The 18,599-nt window shown below is 65.4% G+C and carries 14 protein-coding genes; 5 read left to right on the plus strand and 9 right to left on the minus strand.

Going from position 1 to position 18,599, the window contains the following annotated elements; translation table 11 throughout:
- Window positions 1–76 precede the first annotated feature (76 nt).
- On the plus strand, window positions 77–523 hold the full coding sequence (locus tag ABQZ09_RS19040; protein WP_349777640.1) for a nuclear transport factor 2 family protein: 447 nt from the start codon (window positions 77–79) through the stop codon (window positions 521–523).
- Between the two features lie 326 nt (window positions 524–849).
- Here ABQZ09_RS19040 and acnA read toward each other — a convergent pair whose 3' ends face one another.
- On the minus strand, window positions 850–3,618 hold the full coding sequence (gene acnA, locus ABQZ09_RS19045; protein ID WP_349777641.1) for an aconitate hydratase AcnA: 2,769 nt from the start codon (window positions 3,616–3,618) through the stop codon (window positions 850–852).
- A gap of 147 nt (window positions 3,619–3,765) precedes the next feature.
- On the opposite strand from acnA, the gene ABQZ09_RS19050 reads away from it, so the two are divergent.
- The 4 genes from ABQZ09_RS19050 to ABQZ09_RS19065 all read left to right on the plus strand — a co-directional run bounded on the left by ABQZ09_RS19050 (window position 3,766) and on the right by ABQZ09_RS19065 (window position 8,089).
- Complete coding sequence (locus ABQZ09_RS19050) at window positions 3,766–4,014, plus strand: AbrB/MazE/SpoVT family DNA-binding domain-containing protein (RefSeq protein WP_016903180.1); 249 nt, start codon at window positions 3,766–3,768, stop codon at window positions 4,012–4,014.
- Entirely contained in the window at window positions 4,011–4,421 is a 411-nt protein-coding gene (locus ABQZ09_RS19055) for a type II toxin-antitoxin system VapC family toxin (RefSeq protein ID WP_011259444.1), read from the plus strand. Before ABQZ09_RS19050 ends, ABQZ09_RS19055 begins: the two co-directional genes overlap by 4 nt.
- A 65-nt stretch (window positions 4,422–4,486) precedes the next feature.
- The gene (acnB, locus tag ABQZ09_RS19060) at window positions 4,487–7,078 is read left to right on the plus strand and encodes a bifunctional aconitate hydratase 2/2-methylisocitrate dehydratase (RefSeq protein WP_184557482.1); all 2,592 of its coding nucleotides are present in this window, start codon (window positions 4,487–4,489) and stop codon (window positions 7,076–7,078) included.
- A gap of 195 nt (window positions 7,079–7,273) precedes the next feature.
- On the plus strand, window positions 7,274–8,089 hold the full coding sequence (locus ABQZ09_RS19065) for an alpha/beta fold hydrolase (protein ID WP_349777642.1): 816 nt from the start codon (window positions 7,274–7,276) through the stop codon (window positions 8,087–8,089).
- A gap of 289 nt (window positions 8,090–8,378) precedes the next feature.
- On the opposite strand, the gene ABQZ09_RS19070 is transcribed toward ABQZ09_RS19065, so the two are convergent.
- The 8 genes from ABQZ09_RS19070 to ABQZ09_RS19105 all read right to left on the minus strand — a co-directional run bounded on the left by ABQZ09_RS19070 (window position 8,379) and on the right by ABQZ09_RS19105 (window position 18,140).
- Window positions 8,379–10,763 (minus strand): putative bifunctional diguanylate cyclase/phosphodiesterase, encoded by a 2,385-nt coding sequence (locus ABQZ09_RS19070; RefSeq protein ID WP_503019456.1) that lies wholly within the window; start codon window positions 10,761–10,763, stop codon window positions 8,379–8,381.
- Window positions 10,764–10,769: 6 nt separating this feature from the next.
- Window positions 10,770–11,846 carry a protein-glutamate methylesterase/protein-glutamine glutaminase gene (locus ABQZ09_RS19075; protein ID WP_047696216.1) on the minus strand — a complete coding sequence of 359 codons (1,077 nt, stop codon included), beginning with the start codon at window positions 11,844–11,846 and terminating at the stop codon, window positions 10,770–10,772.
- Window positions 11,843–12,439 carry a chemoreceptor glutamine deamidase CheD gene (gene cheD, locus ABQZ09_RS19080; protein WP_024937701.1) on the minus strand — a complete coding sequence of 199 codons (597 nt, stop codon included), beginning with the start codon at window positions 12,437–12,439 and terminating at the stop codon, window positions 11,843–11,845. The genes ABQZ09_RS19075 and cheD overlap by 4 nt, the downstream gene beginning before the upstream one ends.
- Window positions 12,436–13,302: a CheR family methyltransferase gene (locus ABQZ09_RS19085; RefSeq protein ID WP_039408156.1), complete on the minus strand. Its 867-nt coding sequence runs from the start codon at window positions 13,300–13,302 to the stop codon at window positions 12,436–12,438. The genes cheD and ABQZ09_RS19085 overlap by 4 nt, the downstream gene beginning before the upstream one ends.
- Before the next feature lie 262 nt (window positions 13,303–13,564).
- On the minus strand, window positions 13,565–15,943 hold the full coding sequence (locus tag ABQZ09_RS19090) for a methyl-accepting chemotaxis protein (protein WP_349777643.1): 2,379 nt from the start codon (window positions 15,941–15,943) through the stop codon (window positions 13,565–13,567).
- An 81-nt stretch (window positions 15,944–16,024) separates the two neighbouring features.
- Window positions 16,025–16,408 (minus strand): hypothetical protein, encoded by a 384-nt coding sequence (locus ABQZ09_RS19095; protein WP_039408161.1) that lies wholly within the window; start codon window positions 16,406–16,408, stop codon window positions 16,025–16,027.
- A 331-nt stretch (window positions 16,409–16,739) separates the two neighbouring features.
- Entirely contained in the window at window positions 16,740–17,225 is a 486-nt protein-coding gene (locus tag ABQZ09_RS19100; RefSeq protein WP_005993869.1) for a chemotaxis protein CheW, read from the minus strand.
- 123 nt (window positions 17,226–17,348) lie between these two features.
- Window positions 17,349–18,140: a flagellar brake protein gene (locus ABQZ09_RS19105; protein ID WP_039408168.1), complete on the minus strand. Its 792-nt coding sequence runs from the start codon at window positions 18,138–18,140 to the stop codon at window positions 17,349–17,351.
- Window positions 18,141–18,599 lie beyond the last annotated feature (459 nt).

An 18,599-nucleotide genomic window follows, 5' to 3' on the forward strand; every position in this document is an offset into this window, starting at 1 on the left:
TCGACGCGCCGCAGTGTGTTCCACGGCGTGACAACAACTGGCAGCATACCGTCATGAATGGAAAAGGCGAAGCGTGATGCAGGGCAGGATTCACAGGCGGCAGTGGCTGCTGGTGCTTGCGTGGACCGTGCTGCTTTGTGGATGTGCACGTCCTGCGCCGGAGCAGCGCGTTCGGCAACGCGTGGCGCAGATGCAGGCGGCAATCGAGGCACGCGATGTCGGCGAGGCGATGCAGCTAGTGGCGGCCGATTTCGTGGGTGAGCAGGGCCTGGACACGGCCGGCCTGCGTCGCATGCTGCAGCTGCAGTTGCTGGGCAACCGCAAGATCGGCCTCACCCTAGGGCCGATGGACGTGCGACTGCAAGGCACAACGGCGACCGCCAGCTTCACCGCGCTGGTCACCGGGGGCGATGGGCGCTGGGTGCCCGAGCAGGCGCAGACCTACCAGGTGACGACCGGATGGCGCCTGCAGGACGGCGACTGGCAGCTCTATCACGCGCAATGGGCACCGGCCGGCCGGTGAGCCTGCTGTGCGTGTGCGGCTTGACGCCCCACGTTGCCGCCACCGCCGTCGTCATCGCGCGTTGGCGCCTGCGTCGCGTCCGCTGCCTGGGCGGGCGTCAGCGAAGGGGTGTGTCGTGGGCGCCGACGCCCAGCGCTGCCTGCATGCCGATGCAGGGCCGTGCACGGGCGCCCCGGCGCGTTCGGGTATGACTGGCGACTTACAGTAAACGGGAGCAGGTGTCGCCGTGCGCGCGAATGCGCCGACGCCGGAGCGGGCCAACCCCAGACACGACATTCCCGCCAGCAGGCGGGAATGTCGGAGGGCAACACGCGCTGGAAGGGGAGTTACGCCGCCTTGCGCGCAGCCAGTTGACGCAGCACGTACTGCAGCAGGCCGCCGTGCTTGAAGTACTCCACTTCCTTGGGCGTGAGCAGCAGCACCTTGACCTGGAACTGCTTGACGCTGCCGTCGGACTTTTTCGCATCCACGGTGGCACGGCGGCTGGCGCCGTCCTGCAGGCCGGTGATGTCCAGCACTTCCGAACCATCCAGGCCCAGCGTCTGCGCGTTTTCGTTTTCCAGGAACTGCAGCGGCAGCACGCCCATGCCGACCAGGTTGGAGCGATGGATGCGCTCAAAGCTCTCGGCGATCACTGCCTTGACCCCGAGCAGGTTGGTGCCCTTGGCCGCCCAGTCGCGCGAGGAGCCGGTGCCGTACTCCTTGCCCGCCAGCACCACCAGCGGCACGCCATCGGCCTTGTACTTCACCGCCGCATCGTAGATCGCCAGCTTCTCCGGCTGGCCACCATCGGCGGAGTAGTACAGCGTGTTCCCGCCTTCTTCGCCGCCAAACATCAGGTTCTTGATGCGGATGTTGGCGAACGTGCCGCGCACCATCACATCATCGTTGCCGCGGCGGCTGCCGTAGCTGTTGAAGTCGGCCGGCTGCACGCCACGTTCCTGCAGGAAGCGGCCTGCCGGCGAATCCTTCTTGATGTTGCCGGCCGGGGAGATGTGGTCGGTGGTGATCGAGTCGCCGAACAGGCCCATGATGCGTGCGCCGTGCACGTCGTCCACGTTGCCCACCTGCATGGTCATACCGTCGAAGTAGGGCGGGTTCTTGATGTAGGTGGACGCGGCGTCCCACTCGTACAAGGCACCATCCGGGGAGGCAATCGTATTCCAGCGCGTGTCGCCCTTGAACACGTCCGCGTAGTTCTGCTTGAACATCTCCGGGCCGACGGTGGCGGCGATGGTGTCGCCGATTTCCTTGTTGCTCGGCCAGATGTCGCGCAGGTACACCGGCTGCCCGTCGCTGCCGGTGCCCAGCGGCTCGGTGGTGAGATTGATATCCGTGGTGCCGGCGATCGCATAGGCCACTACCAGCGGGGGCGAAGCGAGGTAGTTCATCTTGACCTCGGGATGCACGCGGCCTTCGAAGTTGCGGTTGCCCGACAACACCGATGCCACCACCAGATCGTCCTTGGCGATCGCTGCAGACACATCTTCCGGCAGCGGGCCGGAGTTGCCGATGCAGGTGGTGCAGCCATAGCCGACCACGTAGAAGCCGAGTTTTTCCAGATCGGCGAGCACGCCGGCCTTGCTCAGGTAATCGGTGACCACGCGCGAGCCTGGCCCGAGCGAGGTCTTCACCCACGGCTGCGCTTTCAGCCCCTTGGCCGCCGCGTTACGCGCGAGCAGGCCGGCGCCCAGCATCACTGCCGGATTGGAGGTGTTGGTGCAGGAGGTGATGGCGGCGATGACCACCGAACCGTCGCGCAGCTGCCAGCCGGCGCCGCTGTCGCTGGCATGCTCGGCCTGCGCGGCCTTGGCGCCGACCGCGGTTCCACCGCCGCCTTCGTTCTTCAGGCGGTCTTCCTGCTTGAGATCGGTCAGCTTCTTGCTGCGTGCCTCGGCGAACGGCTTGAGGCTTTCGCGAAAGTTGGACTGCATGTCTTCCAGCAGCACGCGATCCTGCGGGCGCTTGGGGCCGGCCAGCGACGATTTGACCTCGGCCATGTCCAGCTCCAGCGTGGCGCTGTACTGGGCGGGCGGGGTGTTGGCGTCGTGCCACAGGCCTTGCGCCTTGGCATAGGCTTCCACCAGGGCAATCTGCTCCTCGCTGCGGCCGGACAGGCGCAGGTAGGTCAGCGATTCGTCGTCGACCGGGAAGATGCCGCAGGTGGCGCCGTATTCCGGTGCCATGTTGCCGATGGTGGCGCGGTCGGCCAGCGGCAGGTGCTGCAGGCCTTCGCCGTAGAACTCGACGAACTTGCCGACCACGCCGGCCTTGCGCAGCATCTGGGTAACGGTGAGTACCAGGTCGGTGGCGGTGGCGCCTTCGGGCAGCTTGCCGCTGAGCTTGAAGCCAACCACCTGCGGAATCAGCATCGACGAGGGCTGGCCCAGCATCGCGGCCTCGGCCTCGATACCGCCCACGCCCCAGCCCAGCACGCCGATGCCATTGATCATGGTGGTGTGGCTGTCGGTGCCGAACACGGTGTCGGGATAGGCGATCCGGGTGCCGTCCTTGTCCGCGCTCATCACCACACGCGCGAGATTTTCCAGGTTCACCTGGTGGACGATGCCGGTATTGGGCGGCACCACCTTGAAGTTCTCGAAGGCCTTCTGACCCCAGCGCAGGAAGCCGTAGCGTTCCTGGTTGCGCTGGAATTCGATCTTGCCGTTGAGGTCGAGCGCGTCGGGCTTACCGAACACGTCCACCTGCACCGAGTGGTCGATGACCAGTTCGGAGGGGATCTGCGGGTTGATCTGGTCGGCGTCGCCGCCCAGCTTGACCACCGCGTCGCGCATTGCGGCCAGGTCGACCACGCAGGGCACGCCGGTGAAATCCTGCAGCACCACGCGCGCGGGCATGAAGGCGATTTCGATATCGGGTTCTGCCTTGGGGTCCCACTTGGCGACCGCTTCGATATGGTCCTTGCCGACGGTCACGCCACCGTCTTCGTGCCGGAGCAGATTCTCCAGCAGGATCTTCATCGAGTAGGGCAGGTGGCCGATGTCGAAGCGTTCGCCCAGCTTCGGCAGGCTGTAGTACTCGTAGCGTTTGCCGTGGACCTCAAGCGAGGTGCGAGTGGAAAAGGAATCGCTCATGCGTCACTCCTATGGCGTCTAAGGCTTTAGGTAGGACCATATTCTGAGCGATTCAGTGTGTACGCACGGTGTGTCCGGCGCGATCTGCAAGCTTGAGTACGACATCGCAAGTACGTATCATATGTGCATACTTTCTGGAGCATGCTCATGGAAGCCACCGTTGCCGAACGCGGACAGATCACCCTGCCCAAGGCCGTGCGCGACGCCCTGGGCCTGACCAAGGGCACCACGCTGAAGATCGAGCTCGACGGCGGGCGCATCATCCTGCGCAAGGACGTCAGCGAGGCGCTGCGCAAGGTGCGCGGTAAGTTCAAGCTGGTCGATGGCCTGACCAGCACCGACGAGGCCATGCGCGCCATTCGCGGCCGCGCCCCCGGGGACCCGTTCGACCCATGATCGCCCTGGATTCCTCGGTGCTGCTCGATATTTTGATCGGCGACCCGGTCTACGGCGAGGTGTCGGAGATCTGCATCGGCGATGCGCTGGCGCGCGACGAGGTGGTGGTCTGCGATGCGGTGGTGGCCGAAGTGCTGGCCATGCTCGACACCCAGGTCGACCTGATGGAGACCCTGGCCTCGATCGGGGTGCGTTACGAGGCCACCCAGGAAGCGGCGGCGGTGCGCGCCGGCCACATGAACAAGCGCTTCCGCGCGCGCGGCGGCAAGCGCGAGCGGGTGGTGGCGGATTTTTTGATCGGCGCCCACGCGATGCTTCAGTGCGACGGCTTGATTACCCGCGACGAGGGCTTTTTCCGCGACTACTTCAAGGGTTTGAAGATCACCGTGCCCAAACCCGTTGCCTGATCCACGTCTTCTGATCCACGTCTGACGTTTTTACACATTCACTGCTGTCCTTTTGGAGAACCCGCATGTTGGAAGCCTACCGCCACCACGTTGCAGAGCGCGCTGCGCTCGGTATCCCGCCGCTGCCGCTGACCGCGCAGCAGACTGCCGAAGTCATCGAGCTGTTGAAGGCACCGCCGGCGGGCGAAGAGCAGTTCCTGGTCGAACTGCTCAGCCAGCGCGTGCCGGCCGGCGTCGACGACGCCGCCAAGGTCAAGGCCTCGTACCTGGCCGCCGTCGCCTTCGGCACCGAAAAAACGGCGCTGATCAGCCCCACGCGTGCCACCGAGCTGCTCGGCACCATGCTGGGCGGCTACAACATCCAGCCGCTGATCGACCTGCTGGACAACGCCGAGCTGGGCGCCACCGCCGCCGAAGCGCTCAAGCACACCTTGCTGGTGTTCGACGCCTTCCACGACGTGCAGGAAAAGGCCGAAGCCGGCAACGCGCACGCCAAGGCCGTGCTGCAGAGCTGGGCCGATGCCGAGTGGTTCACCAGCAAGCCGGAAGTGCCGCAGAGCATGACCGTCACCGTGTTCAAGGTGCCTGGCGAAACCAACACCGACGACCTGTCGCCGGCGCCGGATGCGACCACCCGCCCGGACATCCCGCTGCACGCACTGGCGATGCTGAAGAATGCCCGCGAAGGCGCAGCGTTCGTGCCGGAAGAAGACGGCAAGCGCGGCCCGATCCAGGCCATTGCCGACCTCAAGGACAAGGGCCACTTGGTTGCTTATGTGGGCGACGTGGTCGGTACCGGTTCTTCGCGCAAGTCGGCGACCAACTCGGTGCTGTGGTGGACCGGCGAAGACATTCCGTACATCCCGAACAAGCGCTTCGGCGGCGTGTGCCTGGGTAGCAAGATCGCGCCGATCTTCTACAACACCATGGAAGACGCCGGCGCTCTGCCGATCGAGCTGGACGTGTCGCAGATGGAACATGGCGATGTGGTCGAGCTGCGTCCCTACGACGGCAAGGCACTGAAGAACGGGCAGGTGATCGCCGAGTTCGCGATGAAGTCGGACGTGCTGTTCGACGAAGTGCGCGCCGGTGGCCGCATCCCGCTGATCGTCGGCCGTGGCCTCACCGCCAAGGCGCGCGAATTCCTCGGCCTGCCGGCGTCGGACCTGTTCCGCCTGCCGATGGACCCGCCGGACACCGGCAAGGGTTTCTCGCTGGCGCAGAAGATGGTCGGCCGCGCCTGTGGCCTGCCGGAAGGCCAGGGCATGCGCCCGGGCACCTATTGCGAACCGAAGATGACCTCAGTGGGCTCGCAGGACACCACCGGCCCGATGACCCGCGACGAGCTGAAGGACCTGGCGTGCCTGGGCTTCTCCTCGGACCTGGTGATGCAGTCGTTCTGCCACACCGCGGCCTACCCGAAGCCGGTGGACGTCAAGACCCACCACACCCTGCCGGAATTCATCTCCACCCGCGGCGGCGTGTCGCTGCGTCCGGGCGACGGCGTGATCCACAGCTGGCTCAACCGCATGTTGCTGCCCGACACCGTGGGCACCGGCGGCGACTCGCATACCCGTTTCCCGATCGGTATTTCGTTCCCGGCCGGCTCCGGTCTGGTGGCCTTCGCGGCCGCCACCGGTGTGATGCCGCTGGACATGCCCGAGAGCGTGCTGGTGCGCTTCAAGGGTGAGATGCAGCCGGGCGTGACCTTGCGCGACCTGGTCAACGCGATCCCGCTGTATGCAATCAAGGACGGTCTGCTGACCGTGGCCAAGCAGGGCAAGAAGAACATCTTCTCCGGCCGCATCCTGGAAATCGAAGGGCTGCCGAACCTGAAGGTGGAGCAGGCATTCGAACTGTCCGACGCCTCGGCCGAGCGTTCCGCGGCCGGTTGCACCGTGCACCTGGACAAGGCGCCGATCATCGAATACCTGACCAGCAACATCACCCTGCTGCGCTGGATGATTGCCGAAGGCTATGCCGATGCGCGCACGCTGGGCCGCCGCATCAAGAAGATGGAAGAGTGGCTGGCCGACCCGCAGCTGCTGCAGCCCGATGCCGATGCCGAATACGCTGCGGTCATCGAGATCGACCTGGCCGATATCGTTGAACCGATCGTGGCATGCCCGAACGACCCGGACGACGTCAAGACACTGTCCGAGGTGGCCGGTGCGGCGATCGACGAGGTGTTCATCGGTTCGTGCATGACCAACATCGGTCACTTCCGTGCCGCCGCCAAGTTGCTGGAAGGCAAGCGCGATATCCCGACCCGGTTGTGGGTGGCACCGCCGACCAAGATGGACGCCTCCGAGCTCACCAAGGAAGGCCATTACGGCACCTTCGGCGCGGCCGGCGCACGCATGGAAATGCCCGGCTGCTCGCTATGCATGGGCAACCAGGCGCAGGCACGCGAGGGCGCCACGGTGTTCTCCACCTCCACGCGTAACTTCCCCAACCGCCTGGGCCGCAACACCAATGTGTACCTGGGTTCGGCGGAGCTGGCGGCGATCTGCTCGCGTCTGGGCCGGATTCCGACCAAGGAGGAGTACATGGCCGACGTGGGCGTGATCAAGACCAGTGGCGAGCAGATCTACCGCTACATGAACTTCGATCAGATCCAGGAGTATCAGGGCGTGGCCGAGACGGTCGCTGCCTGACCTGGCGAGCGAGACCAAGACAGGACGAAATGCCCGGCACTGCCGGGCATTTCGCTTTTTGCGCGTTGGCTTCGCGTTGCATCCACGATGACAGGCGATAAGGCAACCAGCAGCTGACTGAAGTGGCGCATTGCAACAAAAATCTGAAGTCGGGGGAGCTAGTGTCCGGCACTCCCCCCACTTACCTTCAATGCCATGCCCACTTGCACGATCGCTGGTCAACCATTGCACTACGCACAATACGGTCAGGGCTTCCCGGTCCTGCTCGGCCACAGCTACCTCTGGGATGCGGCCATGTGGGAGCCGCAGATCCAGGTCCTGTCGCAGCACTACCAGGTCATCGTTCCGGAGCTCTGGGGCCACGGGCAATCGGGCGGATTGCCCGACCGGACCCGGGGCATCGACGACCTGGCGCGGCAGATGCTCGGCCTGCTGGATGCGCTGCAGCTGCCGCAGTGCGCAGTGGTGGGGTTGTCGGTTGGCGGCATGTGGGGCGCTGAGCTGGCGCTGCTGGCGCCGGAGCGTGTCCGCAGCCTGGTGTTGATGGACACCTTCCTCGGTGCCGAGCCGCAGGCCACGCGGACGCGTTACTTCGGCATGCTCGATGCGATCGAGGCGGCGGGGCAGGTGACGCCTGCGCTGATTGAGGCGATCGTGCCGATCTTCTTCCGTCCGGGGATCGATCTGACCTCGGCGTTGCCGGCTGCATTTGCGCAGCGCCTGGCACAGCTTTCGGTTGAGCAGTTGCGTGCTTCGATCGTGCCGCTCGGGCGGCTGATCTTCGGTCGGGCCGATCGCCTGGACGCGCTGTCTGCACTGGATCCGGCACGCACGTTCTTGCTCGGCGGCGATGCCGATGTGGCACGCCCGCCGGAAGAGGTGTGGATGATGGCCGAGGCGATCTGTTGCGATTACGAACTGGTGCCCGATGCCGGGCATATCGCTTCGCTGGAAAACCCGGCGTTCGTCAATGCGCAGTTGCTGGGGTGGTTGAAGCGTACGTTGCACTGAGCGTGGACGTTGCGGTGATGCCTGCGTCGTTGAGTGAGTGCGGGATGCAGCCCGTACCCTCACCCCAACCCCCGCTCCGCGCCCCGGCCCGGCCCGCACTTGCGGCGCGGGCGCTCCAAGGCACGCGCGCCAGTGACGCGCAAGCCGTGCCTTCTCGCCCCGATGGGAGAGGGGCTAACTCCCTTCTCCCATTGGGACATTGTCCTCCTTCATGGGGGAGAAGGTGGCGCGCAGCGCCGGATGAGCGGACGGGCGACTCGGGTACCGCCAGCCGCCGGGCAGCAACCCGCTAAGGCTGCGCGCGCAGCCAGGCTTCCAGTGCCGCAGCCGGCAACGGGCGCGAGAACAGATAGCCTTGCAGCACCTCGCAACCCAGGTCGGCGAGAAACAGGCGCTGGGCCTCGTTTTCGACCCCTTCGGCCACCACGTGCTTGCGCAGGTGCTCGCCGATGCGCAGGACCGAGGTGGTGAGTGCGCGCGCGTCTTCGCTGTGCTCGATGTCGCGTACGAAGCTCATGTCCAGCTTGAGTTCGTCGATCGGCAGGCGATGCAGGTGGCTGAGGCTGGAGTAGCCGGTGCCGAAGTCGTCCAGCGACAGCGAGATGCCGGCTTCGCGGATCGCGTGCAGGTTGTCCAGCACGCCGGACTGCCCGGAGAGCATCACGCTCTCGGTCAGCTCCAGGGTCAGGTCGGACGGTTGCACGCCGGTGTCTGCCATCAGCCGGAGCAGGTCGGGCAGCATGCGCGGGCTTTCGAAGCCGCTGGCCGACAGATTGACCGACACGCGCGCCACCGGCACGCCGCGTTGGCGCCAGTCGGCCACCTGTTCGCAGGCGCGGCGCAGCACCCAGTCGTTGAGCTGCGGCATCATGCCTTGCTCTTCGGCCACCGGCAGGAACCGCGCCGGCGAGATCGCGCCCAACTGCGGGTGGTTCCAGCGCAGCAACGCTTCCACGCCATACAGTGCGTGCGGTGCGGCGCTATGCATCTGCGGCTGGTAATGCAGCTGCAGCTGACCGCGACCGATGGCCTGACGCAGCTCCGCTTCCAGCGCCACGCGCTCCTGCGCCATGCGATTCATGTCGGAACTGAAGAAACGAAAGCGTCCGCCGCCTTCCTTCTTGGCGCGATTCATCGCCAGATCCGCGTGCCGCAGCAGGATGTTGATGTCGCGGCCGTCCTCGGGAAACATCGCCACCCCGATGCTCGCCGACGGATGCACGGTCATGTGGCCGACCGATAGCGGGCCGGCGATGGTGCCCAGCACGCGTTCGGCCGCGGCACTGGCCTGTTCGGCACTGCATTGCGGCAGGGCCAACGCAAATTCATCGCCGGCCAGACGCGCCAGCATGGCGGTGGCCGCCAGCTGGTCGGCGATGCGCAGCGCGGTATCGCGCAGCAGGCCATCGCCGGCCGCATGGCCCTGGCTGTCGTTGATCAGTTTGAAGCGGTCGATGTTGATGAACATCAAGGTGGCCGGCTCGCCGGCATATTCGGCCTGGGTCAGCGCCTGCTCGGCGCGTGCGCTGAACATGATGCGGTTGGGCAGGCCGGTCAGCGCGTCATAGAACGCGAGTTGATGCACGCGCTGGCGGATCTGCTCGCGCTCCAGTGCCAGGGTGCACAGTTGCTGGCACAGCTCGGTGAGCCGCACATGCCAGGCGTCGGCGCGTTGCGGCTTGCGGTAGTACAGCGCAAAGGTGCCCAGCACGCGCGCGCTGTTGGAGCGGATCGGCGTGCTCCAGCAGGCACGCAGGCCCATCGGGAGCAGTGTCTGCCGATACGGCGCAAACAGCGGGTCGGTGGCGATGTCTTCCACCATCACCGCGCGGCCACGCCAGGCGGCGGTGCCGCAGGCACCGGCGGTCGGTGCAATCTTCAGGCCGTTGACCGCATCGGCGTATTCCGGGGGCAGGCTGGGCGCAGCCAGCGAATGCAGGCAGCCCTGATTGTCCGCGCTCATCACGGTCGCAATGACATCCGGTGCAATGCGTTCGACTTCGGTGCAGATCAACGTCATCACTTCGATCAGCGGGCGCTCCTGCACCAGCGCTTCGAGCACGCGATGCTGCAGCACCTCGTGCATCTTGGTTTCGGTGATGTCGGTCAGCACCGCGACATAATGCGAGGGGTTGTGGCGGGCGTCGTAGATCGGATTGAAGTTGAGCGAAATCCACAGCGGGGTGCCGTCCTTGCGGTACACCAGCAGGTCGGCACGGGTATGCTGCAGGGCGTCGGCGCGGTCGCGGATGCGTGCAACTTCGCTCTGGTCGCTTTGCGCACGGGTCAGCACATCCGACGGACGCTGGCCGACCAGTTCGGCTTCGGTGTAGCCGAACATGCGCTGGAAGCCGTCATTGGCATACAGCAGCCGCGATTGCAGATCGCAAATCAGGATGGCGCTGCTGCTGCCGTCCAGCGCCTCGGCCAACAGGCGTGAGCGGCGGGCGTCCGGGTGCTCACCCGGCATGGCCATGCCGGCGGTAACCGGGCCGTGCGTGATGGCGCCTGACGTCAGCGTACCAGTGGCAGCGCCATCGCCGACTGGGCTGAGCGGCAGCGTTTCCACGGCGAACGCGGGTAGCGTTGCCCACGCATCCTCCACTGTCGGCAAGACAGTGGCCGGTTCGCCGAAACGCGGCAGATCGGTCGGGCGCGGAGGCAGGGGGCACATGGGCGATCAGCGCGCCTGCGCCGACAGTGCGATGAGCCGTTCGGCCACGCGGTCCAGCGGCACCACTTCCTGCGCGGCACCCAGCTTGTAGGCGGCGCCTGGCATGCCCCAGACCACGCTACTGGCTTCGTCCTGTACCAGGGTGGGTGCGCCGGCCTGCAGCATTTCCAGCAGGCCGCGCGCGCCGTCGTCGCCCATACCGGTGAGGATGGCGCCCACCGCATTGGGGCCGGCATTGGCAGCGACCGAGCGGAACAGCACATCCACCGCCGGCTTGTGCCGGTTGACCGGCGGGCCGTCGTCGATGCGGCAACGCCAGCGCGCACCGTCGCGAATGATGCGCAGGTGCTGGCCGCCCGGCGGCAGATAGGCGTGGCCGGGCAGGATGGCTTCGCCATCGCTGGCCTCGCGCACCGACATCGCCGAGTGGCGGTTGAGGCGCTCGGCGAATGCGGTGCTGAAGCTGGCCGGCAGGTGCTGAGTCATCACTACCGCGGGCGCGTCGGCGGGCATGTGTTCGAGCACCACGCGCAGGGCTTCGGTGCCACCGGCGGAGGCGCCGATGGCGATCAGGCGGTCGGTGGTGCGGAAGCGCAGTGCGCTGCCCGGCACCGGCGCCGACTGCATGTCCAGGGTGACCTTGGGGGTGCTGGGGCGATTGAGCGCGCTGACCTTGGCCTTGGCGGCCATCTTGACCTTGCTGACGATCTCCTCGGCATAGCCTTCCAGCCCGCGCGCGACGTCGATCTTGGGCTTGGACACGAAGTCCACCGCGCCCAGGGACAGGGCCTGCAGGGTGGTATCGGCGCCGCGCTCGGTCAGCGAGGAAATCATCACCACCGGCGTCGGCCGCAGGCGCATCAGGTTTTCCAGGAACACCAGGCCGTCCATGCGCGGCATTTCCACATCCAGCGTGAGCACGTCCGGATTGAGGCGTTTGATCTTTTCGCGCGCCAGCAGCGGGTCGGCGGCTGAGCCGACCACTTCGATGCCCGGGTCGCGCGAGAGGATTTCGGTGAGCATCTGACGTACCACCGCCGAATCGTCGACGATGAGAACACGTACGGGAGTTTCCAGCGTCATTCGAACAGCTCCACTCCACCGGTGACCGGTGCTTTGGACAGACGGGCACGCACGGCCGATTCGGCGGCGGCGACTTCGGCTTCGTGCGCGTGCGGCAGACGCTGCACGACCACCCGGCCGGTCGTCGGGAAGAACCACACCTTGCGCGGATGGATGCCGCACAGATCTTCGGCAATGATGGGAATGTGTTCGGCCTGCAGGTACTGGCGGACGAACTCGGCGTTGCGGGTGCCGACCGGGTTGCTGGTGAAGCCCTTGAGCACGTTGGCGCCGCCGAAGACCTTGGCTTCGATGCGTTTGCGATGCGCGCCGCGCTTGAGCATGTCGTTGATCAGCAACTCCATCGCATAACTGCCGTAGCGCGCGGGTGCGCCATCGCCGACCTGACCTTCGGGCAGCAGGAAGTGATTCATGCCGCCGATCTTGAGCACCGGGTCGCGCAAGCAGGCTGCAACGCACGATCCCAAGGTGGTCGTCAACGCGGTGTCGTCGTCCACCACCAGGTATTGGGTGGGCAGCAGCTTGGCGGTGATGGTCTGGAAGCGCGAATCGCGGTACCGCATCACGTCATCGACTTGCACGGCGGTGCTCATGCAGAGGCTCCTGCGCGCGGGGCGCGCCGATACAGCGTGCGGCCGCACGGCTGGATCAGATCGGCCGCGTGCAGGTAGTTCTCCGAGTGCCCGGTGTAGAGCAGGCCGTCGTCGCCCATGTGACTGACCAGACGCGACAGGATGCCGCGCTGGGTGGGCTTGTCGAAATAGATCATCACGTTGCGGCAGAACAGCGCCGCGTACGGGCCGCCCACGTCGTAACGCGGGGCCAGCAGGTTCAGCTGGCGGTATTCGATGAGCTGGCGCAGCGCCGGAATCACCCGGCACTTGCCCTCGTTGGGTCCGCTGCCGCGCTGGAAGTACTTGCGCTTGATCGAAGCATCCAGCGAGGCGACGCGGTCGATGGCGTAGACGCCGCGCGAGGCGGTCTCCAGCACCTGGGTATCGACGTCGGTGGCGACGATGCTCACCGGCGGGGTCAGTGTGCCGAAGGCTTCGCAGGCGGTGATGGCGATGGAGTAGGGCTCCTCGCCGGTGGAGGCGGCGCACGACCAGATCTTCAATGGCGCCTGCGAGGCGCGCTTCTGCAGTTCTTCGCGCAGCTTGTCGAAGTGGTGCGGCTCGCGGAAGAACGAGGTCAGGTTGGTGGTCAGTGCGTTGGTGAACGCCTGCCATTCTTCCTCGTCGTTGCCGGCTTCCAGCTGGTCGAGATAATCGCGGAACGAGCGCAGGCCAAGCACACGCAGGCGGCGCGACAGGCGGCCATACACCATGTCGCGCTTAGCCGGGGCCAGGGCGATGCCGACACGCTGATAGATCAGGTCGCAGACGCGCTTGAAATCGCGGTCGCCGAAATCGAATTCGCGTGTGTCTGAAGCAGGAGTCGTAGTCGTCATATCCATACGCGTCGTTAGCTATCACTGGATATCGGCCACGGAGCCGCGCAACTGAAGCGCCAATGCGTGGATTGCGCGAGGTTGTGTTCGGTAGGCAGTGTGATTGAGCCGGGCTGCGCGTTTGCCGGGCGCTGCGCGCTGACGCCGCACGCCGTGACATCCCCGGCAGCGTGCGCGCGCAGGGGTCAACCTAGATCCACGCTGCAGCAGTGGCTCCAAATGCACAACGCCCCGGCAGGGCCGGGGCGTTGTGGGTGACAGCGGTGGATCAGAACTCTTGCCAATTACCGTCGGCCAGGGCGGCCTGTGGCGTGGCAGGTCGCGCGGACGCTGCCGCAGTGCGCGGGGCCGGCTTTGCGGCGGTCTTGACGCCAACCGGACGCGATGCGACCGGACGCACGCGGGCCTGCGCGGCGACGGCGGCCGGTTCGTCCAGCTTGAACACCGACACCGCTTCGGCCAGGTGGCCGGCCTGCTCTTCCATCGAGCGGGCGGCCGCGGTGGCTTCCTCAACCAATGCAGCGTTCTGTTGGGTGGTTTCGTCCATCTGGGTGATGGTCTGGTTGACCTGCTCGATGCCGGCCGACTGCTCCTGCGAAGCGGCCGAAATCTCGCCCATGATGTCGGTCACGCGCTGCACGCTGGCCACGATGTCGGCCATGGTGGCACCGGCCTTGCGCACCAGTGCCGAGCCTTCGGCAACCTTGTGCACGGAATCGTCGATCAGGCCCTTGATCTCCTTGGCCGCACCGGCCGAGCGCTGTGCCAGCGTGCGCACTTCCGAGGCCACCACCGCAAAGCCGCGGCCCTGTTCGCCGGCACGCGCGGCTTCCACTGCGGCATTCAAGGCCAGGATATTGGTCTGGAACGCAATGCCGTCGATGACGCTGATGATGTCGGCGATCTTCTTGGACGAGGCTTCGATGCCGGACATGGTGGTGACCACCTGCGACACCACCTCGCCGCCCTGCGAGGCCACACCAGTGGCGCCGATCGCCAGCTGATTGGCCTGGCGGGCGCTTTCGGCGTTCTGCCGGACGGTGGAAGTGAGCTCTTCCATCGAGGCGGCGGTTTCTTCCAGGTTGGCGGCCTGCTGCTCGGTGCGCTGGGACAGGTCGGTGTTGCCGGAGGCGATCTCGCCGGCCGCCGCGTTGATGGCGGTGGACGAAGACTTGATGCGCCCGACGATGTCGGCCAGCTGTTCGGCGGTGGCATTGGCATCGTCACGCATCTGCGCGAACACGCCGCTGAACTGGCCGTGCATGCGCACGGTGAGGTCGCCGCGCGACAGTGCCGACAGCAGCGACGAAATCTGCTCGATACTGGCGGCGTTGGCATCCAGCAAGCCGTTGAGCTGCTGCGCCAGCTGCAGGAAGAAGCCCTGCTTGCCGTCGGTTTCCACCCGGCCGCTCATGTCGCCGCTGGCGGCGGCACGCACGATGCGGGCGACTTCTTCTTCGACCTGGACTTCGACGGTGCGGTCGCGCCACTCGCAGACTTCGCCGGTATTCTCGCCGTGCTCGTTCTTGATGCCGGTGACCGTCTGCGCCAGCACCACTTCGCCGAAGCGCTCTTCGAAGCTGGTGACGCCATCGCGTTCCAGCGCGGCGATGGCCTTGCGCACGGTCGCATCCGACAGACCCAGGTAGCTGATGTGCTGGCCGATGACCTTGTTGGCATCAAATTCCGGCGAGGCCAGGCGGATGCTGCTCTCGTACTGCGCAACGATCTTCTTGAACGCGTCGTTGGCGTAGATCATGACGCGGTCGGGATCGGTGATGAAGGTGCCGGTGGACGACTTGTCCAGCGCGGTACGGATACGCAGGTTTTCGTCGGCGATGGTGCGGTCGCGTTCGATGCGCTCCTTCAGATCGCGCTGCATGCGCTGCATGGAACGCATCAGTTCGGCCACTTCATCCTGGCCCTGCACATTGATCTGGCCGTCCAGCTTGCCGCCGGCGATCTCGGTGGCGGTGCTGACCGCACCACGCATGCTGCGCACGATGGCGCGGGCAAACAGGAACGCCAGGCCCAGGCCGCCGGCAATGCCGATCAGCAACACCAGCAGGGTCAGCGTGACCGAGGTGGCGTGGACCTTTTCGGCCTTGGTCTTGGCAGCCTGTGCCAGCAGGTTGTCTTCGGCGATCAACGCGGCCAGCGAATCCTTGGCCTTGTTGTGCAGGGTGCGGGTTTCGCCGACAAACGTGTCGACCGCATCGTCGGGCAGGTTCAGTTCGACCATCTCGTCGACGCTGGCGTAGGAGGCGGCGGCCTTCTTCCAGTCCGCCACGAAGACGTCAAAGAGTTTTTTCTGCTGCGGACTTTCGATCAGGCGCGGGTAGCCCTTGATCGTTGCTTCGATTTCGCCATTGAGGCGCTTGGCGCGGACCTTGGCTTCCTGCTTGACCGCGTCGCTGGCGCGCACGAGGTTTTGATAAGACGCATTCCGGTATTCGCCGAGCATGCCGCGCAGATCGCCGGCTTCGCGCACGCTGGACATGGTGTTGCCGGCCAGGTCGCGGGTGACGTTGTTGAGCGATGCCAGGCCCGCGTAGGCGATGATTCCCTGCACCAGCATGATCAGCAGCACGATGCCGAATGCGAGCATCAGGCGCGGCATCAACTTCAGATTATTGATCCATTGCATTGACACGATTCCCCGTAGAAGTCAGTCCGCATAACCCACACAGCACATCGCCACGCGTGGGCGTGGCGATGTGCGAGGCGATTACTTGATGGTGGCGAGCTTCAGGCCGGCCGGGGAGCTGACTTCGATTTCGGCGCGCGAGCTGTCGCGCTGGATCTTGCCGAGGACGCAGACGTCCTTGCCTTCCAGGGATTCGGGGGCAAAGCTGAACTTGCCGCGGTTGGCGCCGTCGATGCGGGCCGAGAAGGTGTGGCGCGGGAACATGCCGCCCATGTACAGGAAGGTGGGCTCACCTTCCGAGCTCTGCGCGTACTTGGCCTTTTCGACCTTGCCGCACACCATGCCGTCCTTGCCGACGAAGCGGGTGGCCATCTCCGGCGGAATCATTTCCTGCGACTGGGCCGACAGCGTGGGAGCAACGATCACGAGAGCAGCGACGGGGAGGAGCGAGAGCAGGAACTTCATGTGGATTCTCCAGAATCGAAAGTCGAACAGTGACCCGTTTGTGAACGCGGGCTTCTATTCAGCTATCGGCTAGCTCCGGTTCAACTTGAATCCAAAAAACGTGAATCGCATCGCACTTTGATTCGGTCGTGCGTCGCGTGTCGGGACGCTCCTGACACCTGATGGTCGTACAGGACCTCCAGAAACCGCTGCGGCCGTCTGATTGCGTGTGGGCTGACGGCGAGCGACGTGCAAACGCACATCGCAGTCACTGCCAGTCACACGCCATCTGACGACCGCGGGCACCGCTACTTCCGTTGCGTCGCTCGGACGCGTCGATCGGCAACGCCGATCAGGCGGCTTCTTCGGCCAGCTGCTGCTGACCCAGCTCGGTGCTGTCGAGCAGGGTTTCGATGTCCAGCAGGATCAGCATGCGATCGTCCTGGGTGCCGATGCCGGAAATGAAGCGGGTGTCCACCGAGGCGCCGAATTCGGGGGTCGGGCGGATCTGGTCGTCGTTGAGCGGGATGACGTCCGAGACGCTGTCGACCACGATGCCGACCACGCGGTCTTCGACGTTGAGCACGATCATCACGGTGAAGGCGTCGTAGCGCGCTTCTTTGAGGCGCAGCTTCAGGCGCAGGTCGATCACCGGCACGATGGTGCCGCGCAGGTTGATCACACCCTTGATGTAATCGGGTGCGTCCGGCAGGCGGGTGACCGAATCGTAGCCGCGGATTTCCTGCACTTTCAGGATGTCCACGCCGTAGTGTTCTTCGCCCAGGGCGAAGCTGAGGAATTCACCACCGGTGCCGGTGGCAGTGCTTTTGTCGTTCATGAAAACTCCGGGCGTTGCGGCTGAGTGTCAGGTTGCGGCACAGGGTTGGAAGAGGGTTGCCATAGCAACATCGGCGCCGCGCTCGGCAACTTTAGGTGCGTGCCGGGGACGGTACGGTCGGGTTCAGAACACGCCGCTCTTGCGCGCATTGCGCTGGCGGTCGACCCGGAAGATGTAGCGCTGGATGGTTTCATCGGCGCCGCGCGGCAGGTCGCTGTACTGCATGCCGACCCGGAAGCCTTCGCTGCCGTTTGGCAGGGTCTGCTTGTACTGGCTGCAGACCGTGAGCGGCAGCGCGATCGGCGCGGCATCGGGCAGTTGCAGGGTGCAGTTGCGGTAGGTGCGCTGCAGTTCGAGCAGGGGCATGCCGGCAGTGAGCGAGACGGCCAGGCCGCCGCTGCTGATGTCGATCACACGCAGCTGCAGGTTGAGGTTGCCGCCCTGCGCGTCATCCTGGCGGATGATGCAGATGGGCGAGTCGGTGATCGGTGTCTCCAGCCGGTACGACTCGCGGCGCTGCAGGTGGTACATCACTTCCGGCAGCTCGGCGCGGAAGGCGACGTGGATGTCGCGCTCCAGGCGTTCGGCGTTGTCCAGGCGGAAACGGATGTTGACCCGTTCCAGCTGGGCGTAGCACAGCAGGTACTTGGCGCCTTCGATGGCGCGGTTGGAGGCGTCGTTATGACTGCCGTCCAGGATCACGCAGTCGTCGTCTTCGTCGATTTCCAGCACGGCGGTGGGCACGGCCATGTCGCGGCCGGCCACGTGCATGGTCACCACGGCGCGTTGGTCCAACAGCTGGCGCAACAACCCACGGATCTGCCGCTTGTTGCGCAGCAGGTAACGCTCGTCACCTTCGGCGAGGTGATCGGCATCGTGGTCCAGCTCTGACTCTGAGGTATCGCCTTGGGACATGGGCACAAGCACAGTGGAAGCGGGATGAGGCCCGGAAGGTTGTCCCGGCGTCGCCTTGATATCGGCGGCAAAGCGAAATCTTTAAGCGCCGCTGACAAGATACGTTCGCTAAATCACCAGCCAACCGTCTGGCGTGGTGTCCTCGCCGATTGCGGGACCGTGTGGCGGCATGGATGCCGCCACCGAGCCTCCACGTACGGATTCACGGCGTGTCCCGCGAGCAGTGAGGGCACCGCGCGCTCGACCAGACTTGAAGATCGCCAAGTGATCGCGATAGGCCCGATGCAGTTGTCGCTACCTGATTGCTCAATACTGGCAGATCAGGCGGAGAGCGGATCATCTGCGCCTTTGCTGCAGGGCCCTTGCCCGCCCACCATCGCACGACACGCCGCAAGTACATCCCTGTAGCAACTGTGTTGTTGGAGTGGCTTTGGCTAGTCCATAAGCCGGGCACGGTGG

Source organism: Xanthomonas sp. WHRI 6106 (assembly GCF_040202405.1).
Classification (GTDB): Bacteria; Pseudomonadota; Gammaproteobacteria; order Xanthomonadales; family Xanthomonadaceae; genus Xanthomonas; species Xanthomonas cannabis.

What these genes read in the sequence shown, in the direction of transcription:
- ABQZ09_RS19040 (WP_349777640.1), top strand. Translation starts at nt 77, where the DNA reads ATGCAGGGCAGGATTCACAGGCGGCAGTGGCTGCTGGTGCTTGCGTGG.
- acnA (WP_349777641.1), bottom strand. Translation starts at nt 3,618, where the DNA reads ATGAGCGATTCCTTTTCCACTCGCACCTCGCTTGAGGTCCACGGCAAA.
- ABQZ09_RS19050 (WP_016903180.1), top strand. Translation starts at nt 3,766, where the DNA reads ATGGAAGCCACCGTTGCCGAACGCGGACAGATCACCCTGCCCAAGGCC.
- ABQZ09_RS19055 (WP_011259444.1), top strand. Translation starts at nt 4,011, where the DNA reads ATGATCGCCCTGGATTCCTCGGTGCTGCTCGATATTTTGATCGGCGAC.
- acnB (WP_184557482.1), top strand. Translation starts at nt 4,487, where the DNA reads ATGTTGGAAGCCTACCGCCACCACGTTGCAGAGCGCGCTGCGCTCGGT.
- ABQZ09_RS19065 (WP_349777642.1), top strand. Translation starts at nt 7,274, where the DNA reads ATGCCCACTTGCACGATCGCTGGTCAACCATTGCACTACGCACAATAC.
- ABQZ09_RS19070 (WP_503019456.1), bottom strand. Translation starts at nt 10,763, where the DNA reads ATGTGCCCCCTGCCTCCGCGCCCGACCGATCTGCCGCGTTTCGGCGAA.
- ABQZ09_RS19075 (WP_047696216.1), bottom strand. Translation starts at nt 11,846, where the DNA reads ATGACGCTGGAAACTCCCGTACGTGTTCTCATCGTCGACGATTCGGCG.
- cheD (WP_024937701.1), bottom strand. Translation starts at nt 12,439, where the DNA reads ATGAGCACCGCCGTGCAAGTCGATGACGTGATGCGGTACCGCGATTCG.
- ABQZ09_RS19085 (WP_039408156.1), bottom strand. Translation starts at nt 13,302, where the DNA reads ATGGATATGACGACTACGACTCCTGCTTCAGACACACGCGAATTCGAT.
- ABQZ09_RS19090 (WP_349777643.1), bottom strand. Translation starts at nt 15,943, where the DNA reads ATGCAATGGATCAATAATCTGAAGTTGATGCCGCGCCTGATGCTCGCA.
- ABQZ09_RS19095 (WP_039408161.1), bottom strand. Translation starts at nt 16,408, where the DNA reads ATGAAGTTCCTGCTCTCGCTCCTCCCCGTCGCTGCTCTCGTGATCGTT.
- ABQZ09_RS19100 (WP_005993869.1), bottom strand. Translation starts at nt 17,225, where the DNA reads ATGAACGACAAAAGCACTGCCACCGGCACCGGTGGTGAATTCCTCAGC.
- ABQZ09_RS19105 (WP_039408168.1), bottom strand. Translation starts at nt 18,140, where the DNA reads ATGTCCCAAGGCGATACCTCAGAGTCAGAGCTGGACCACGATGCCGAT.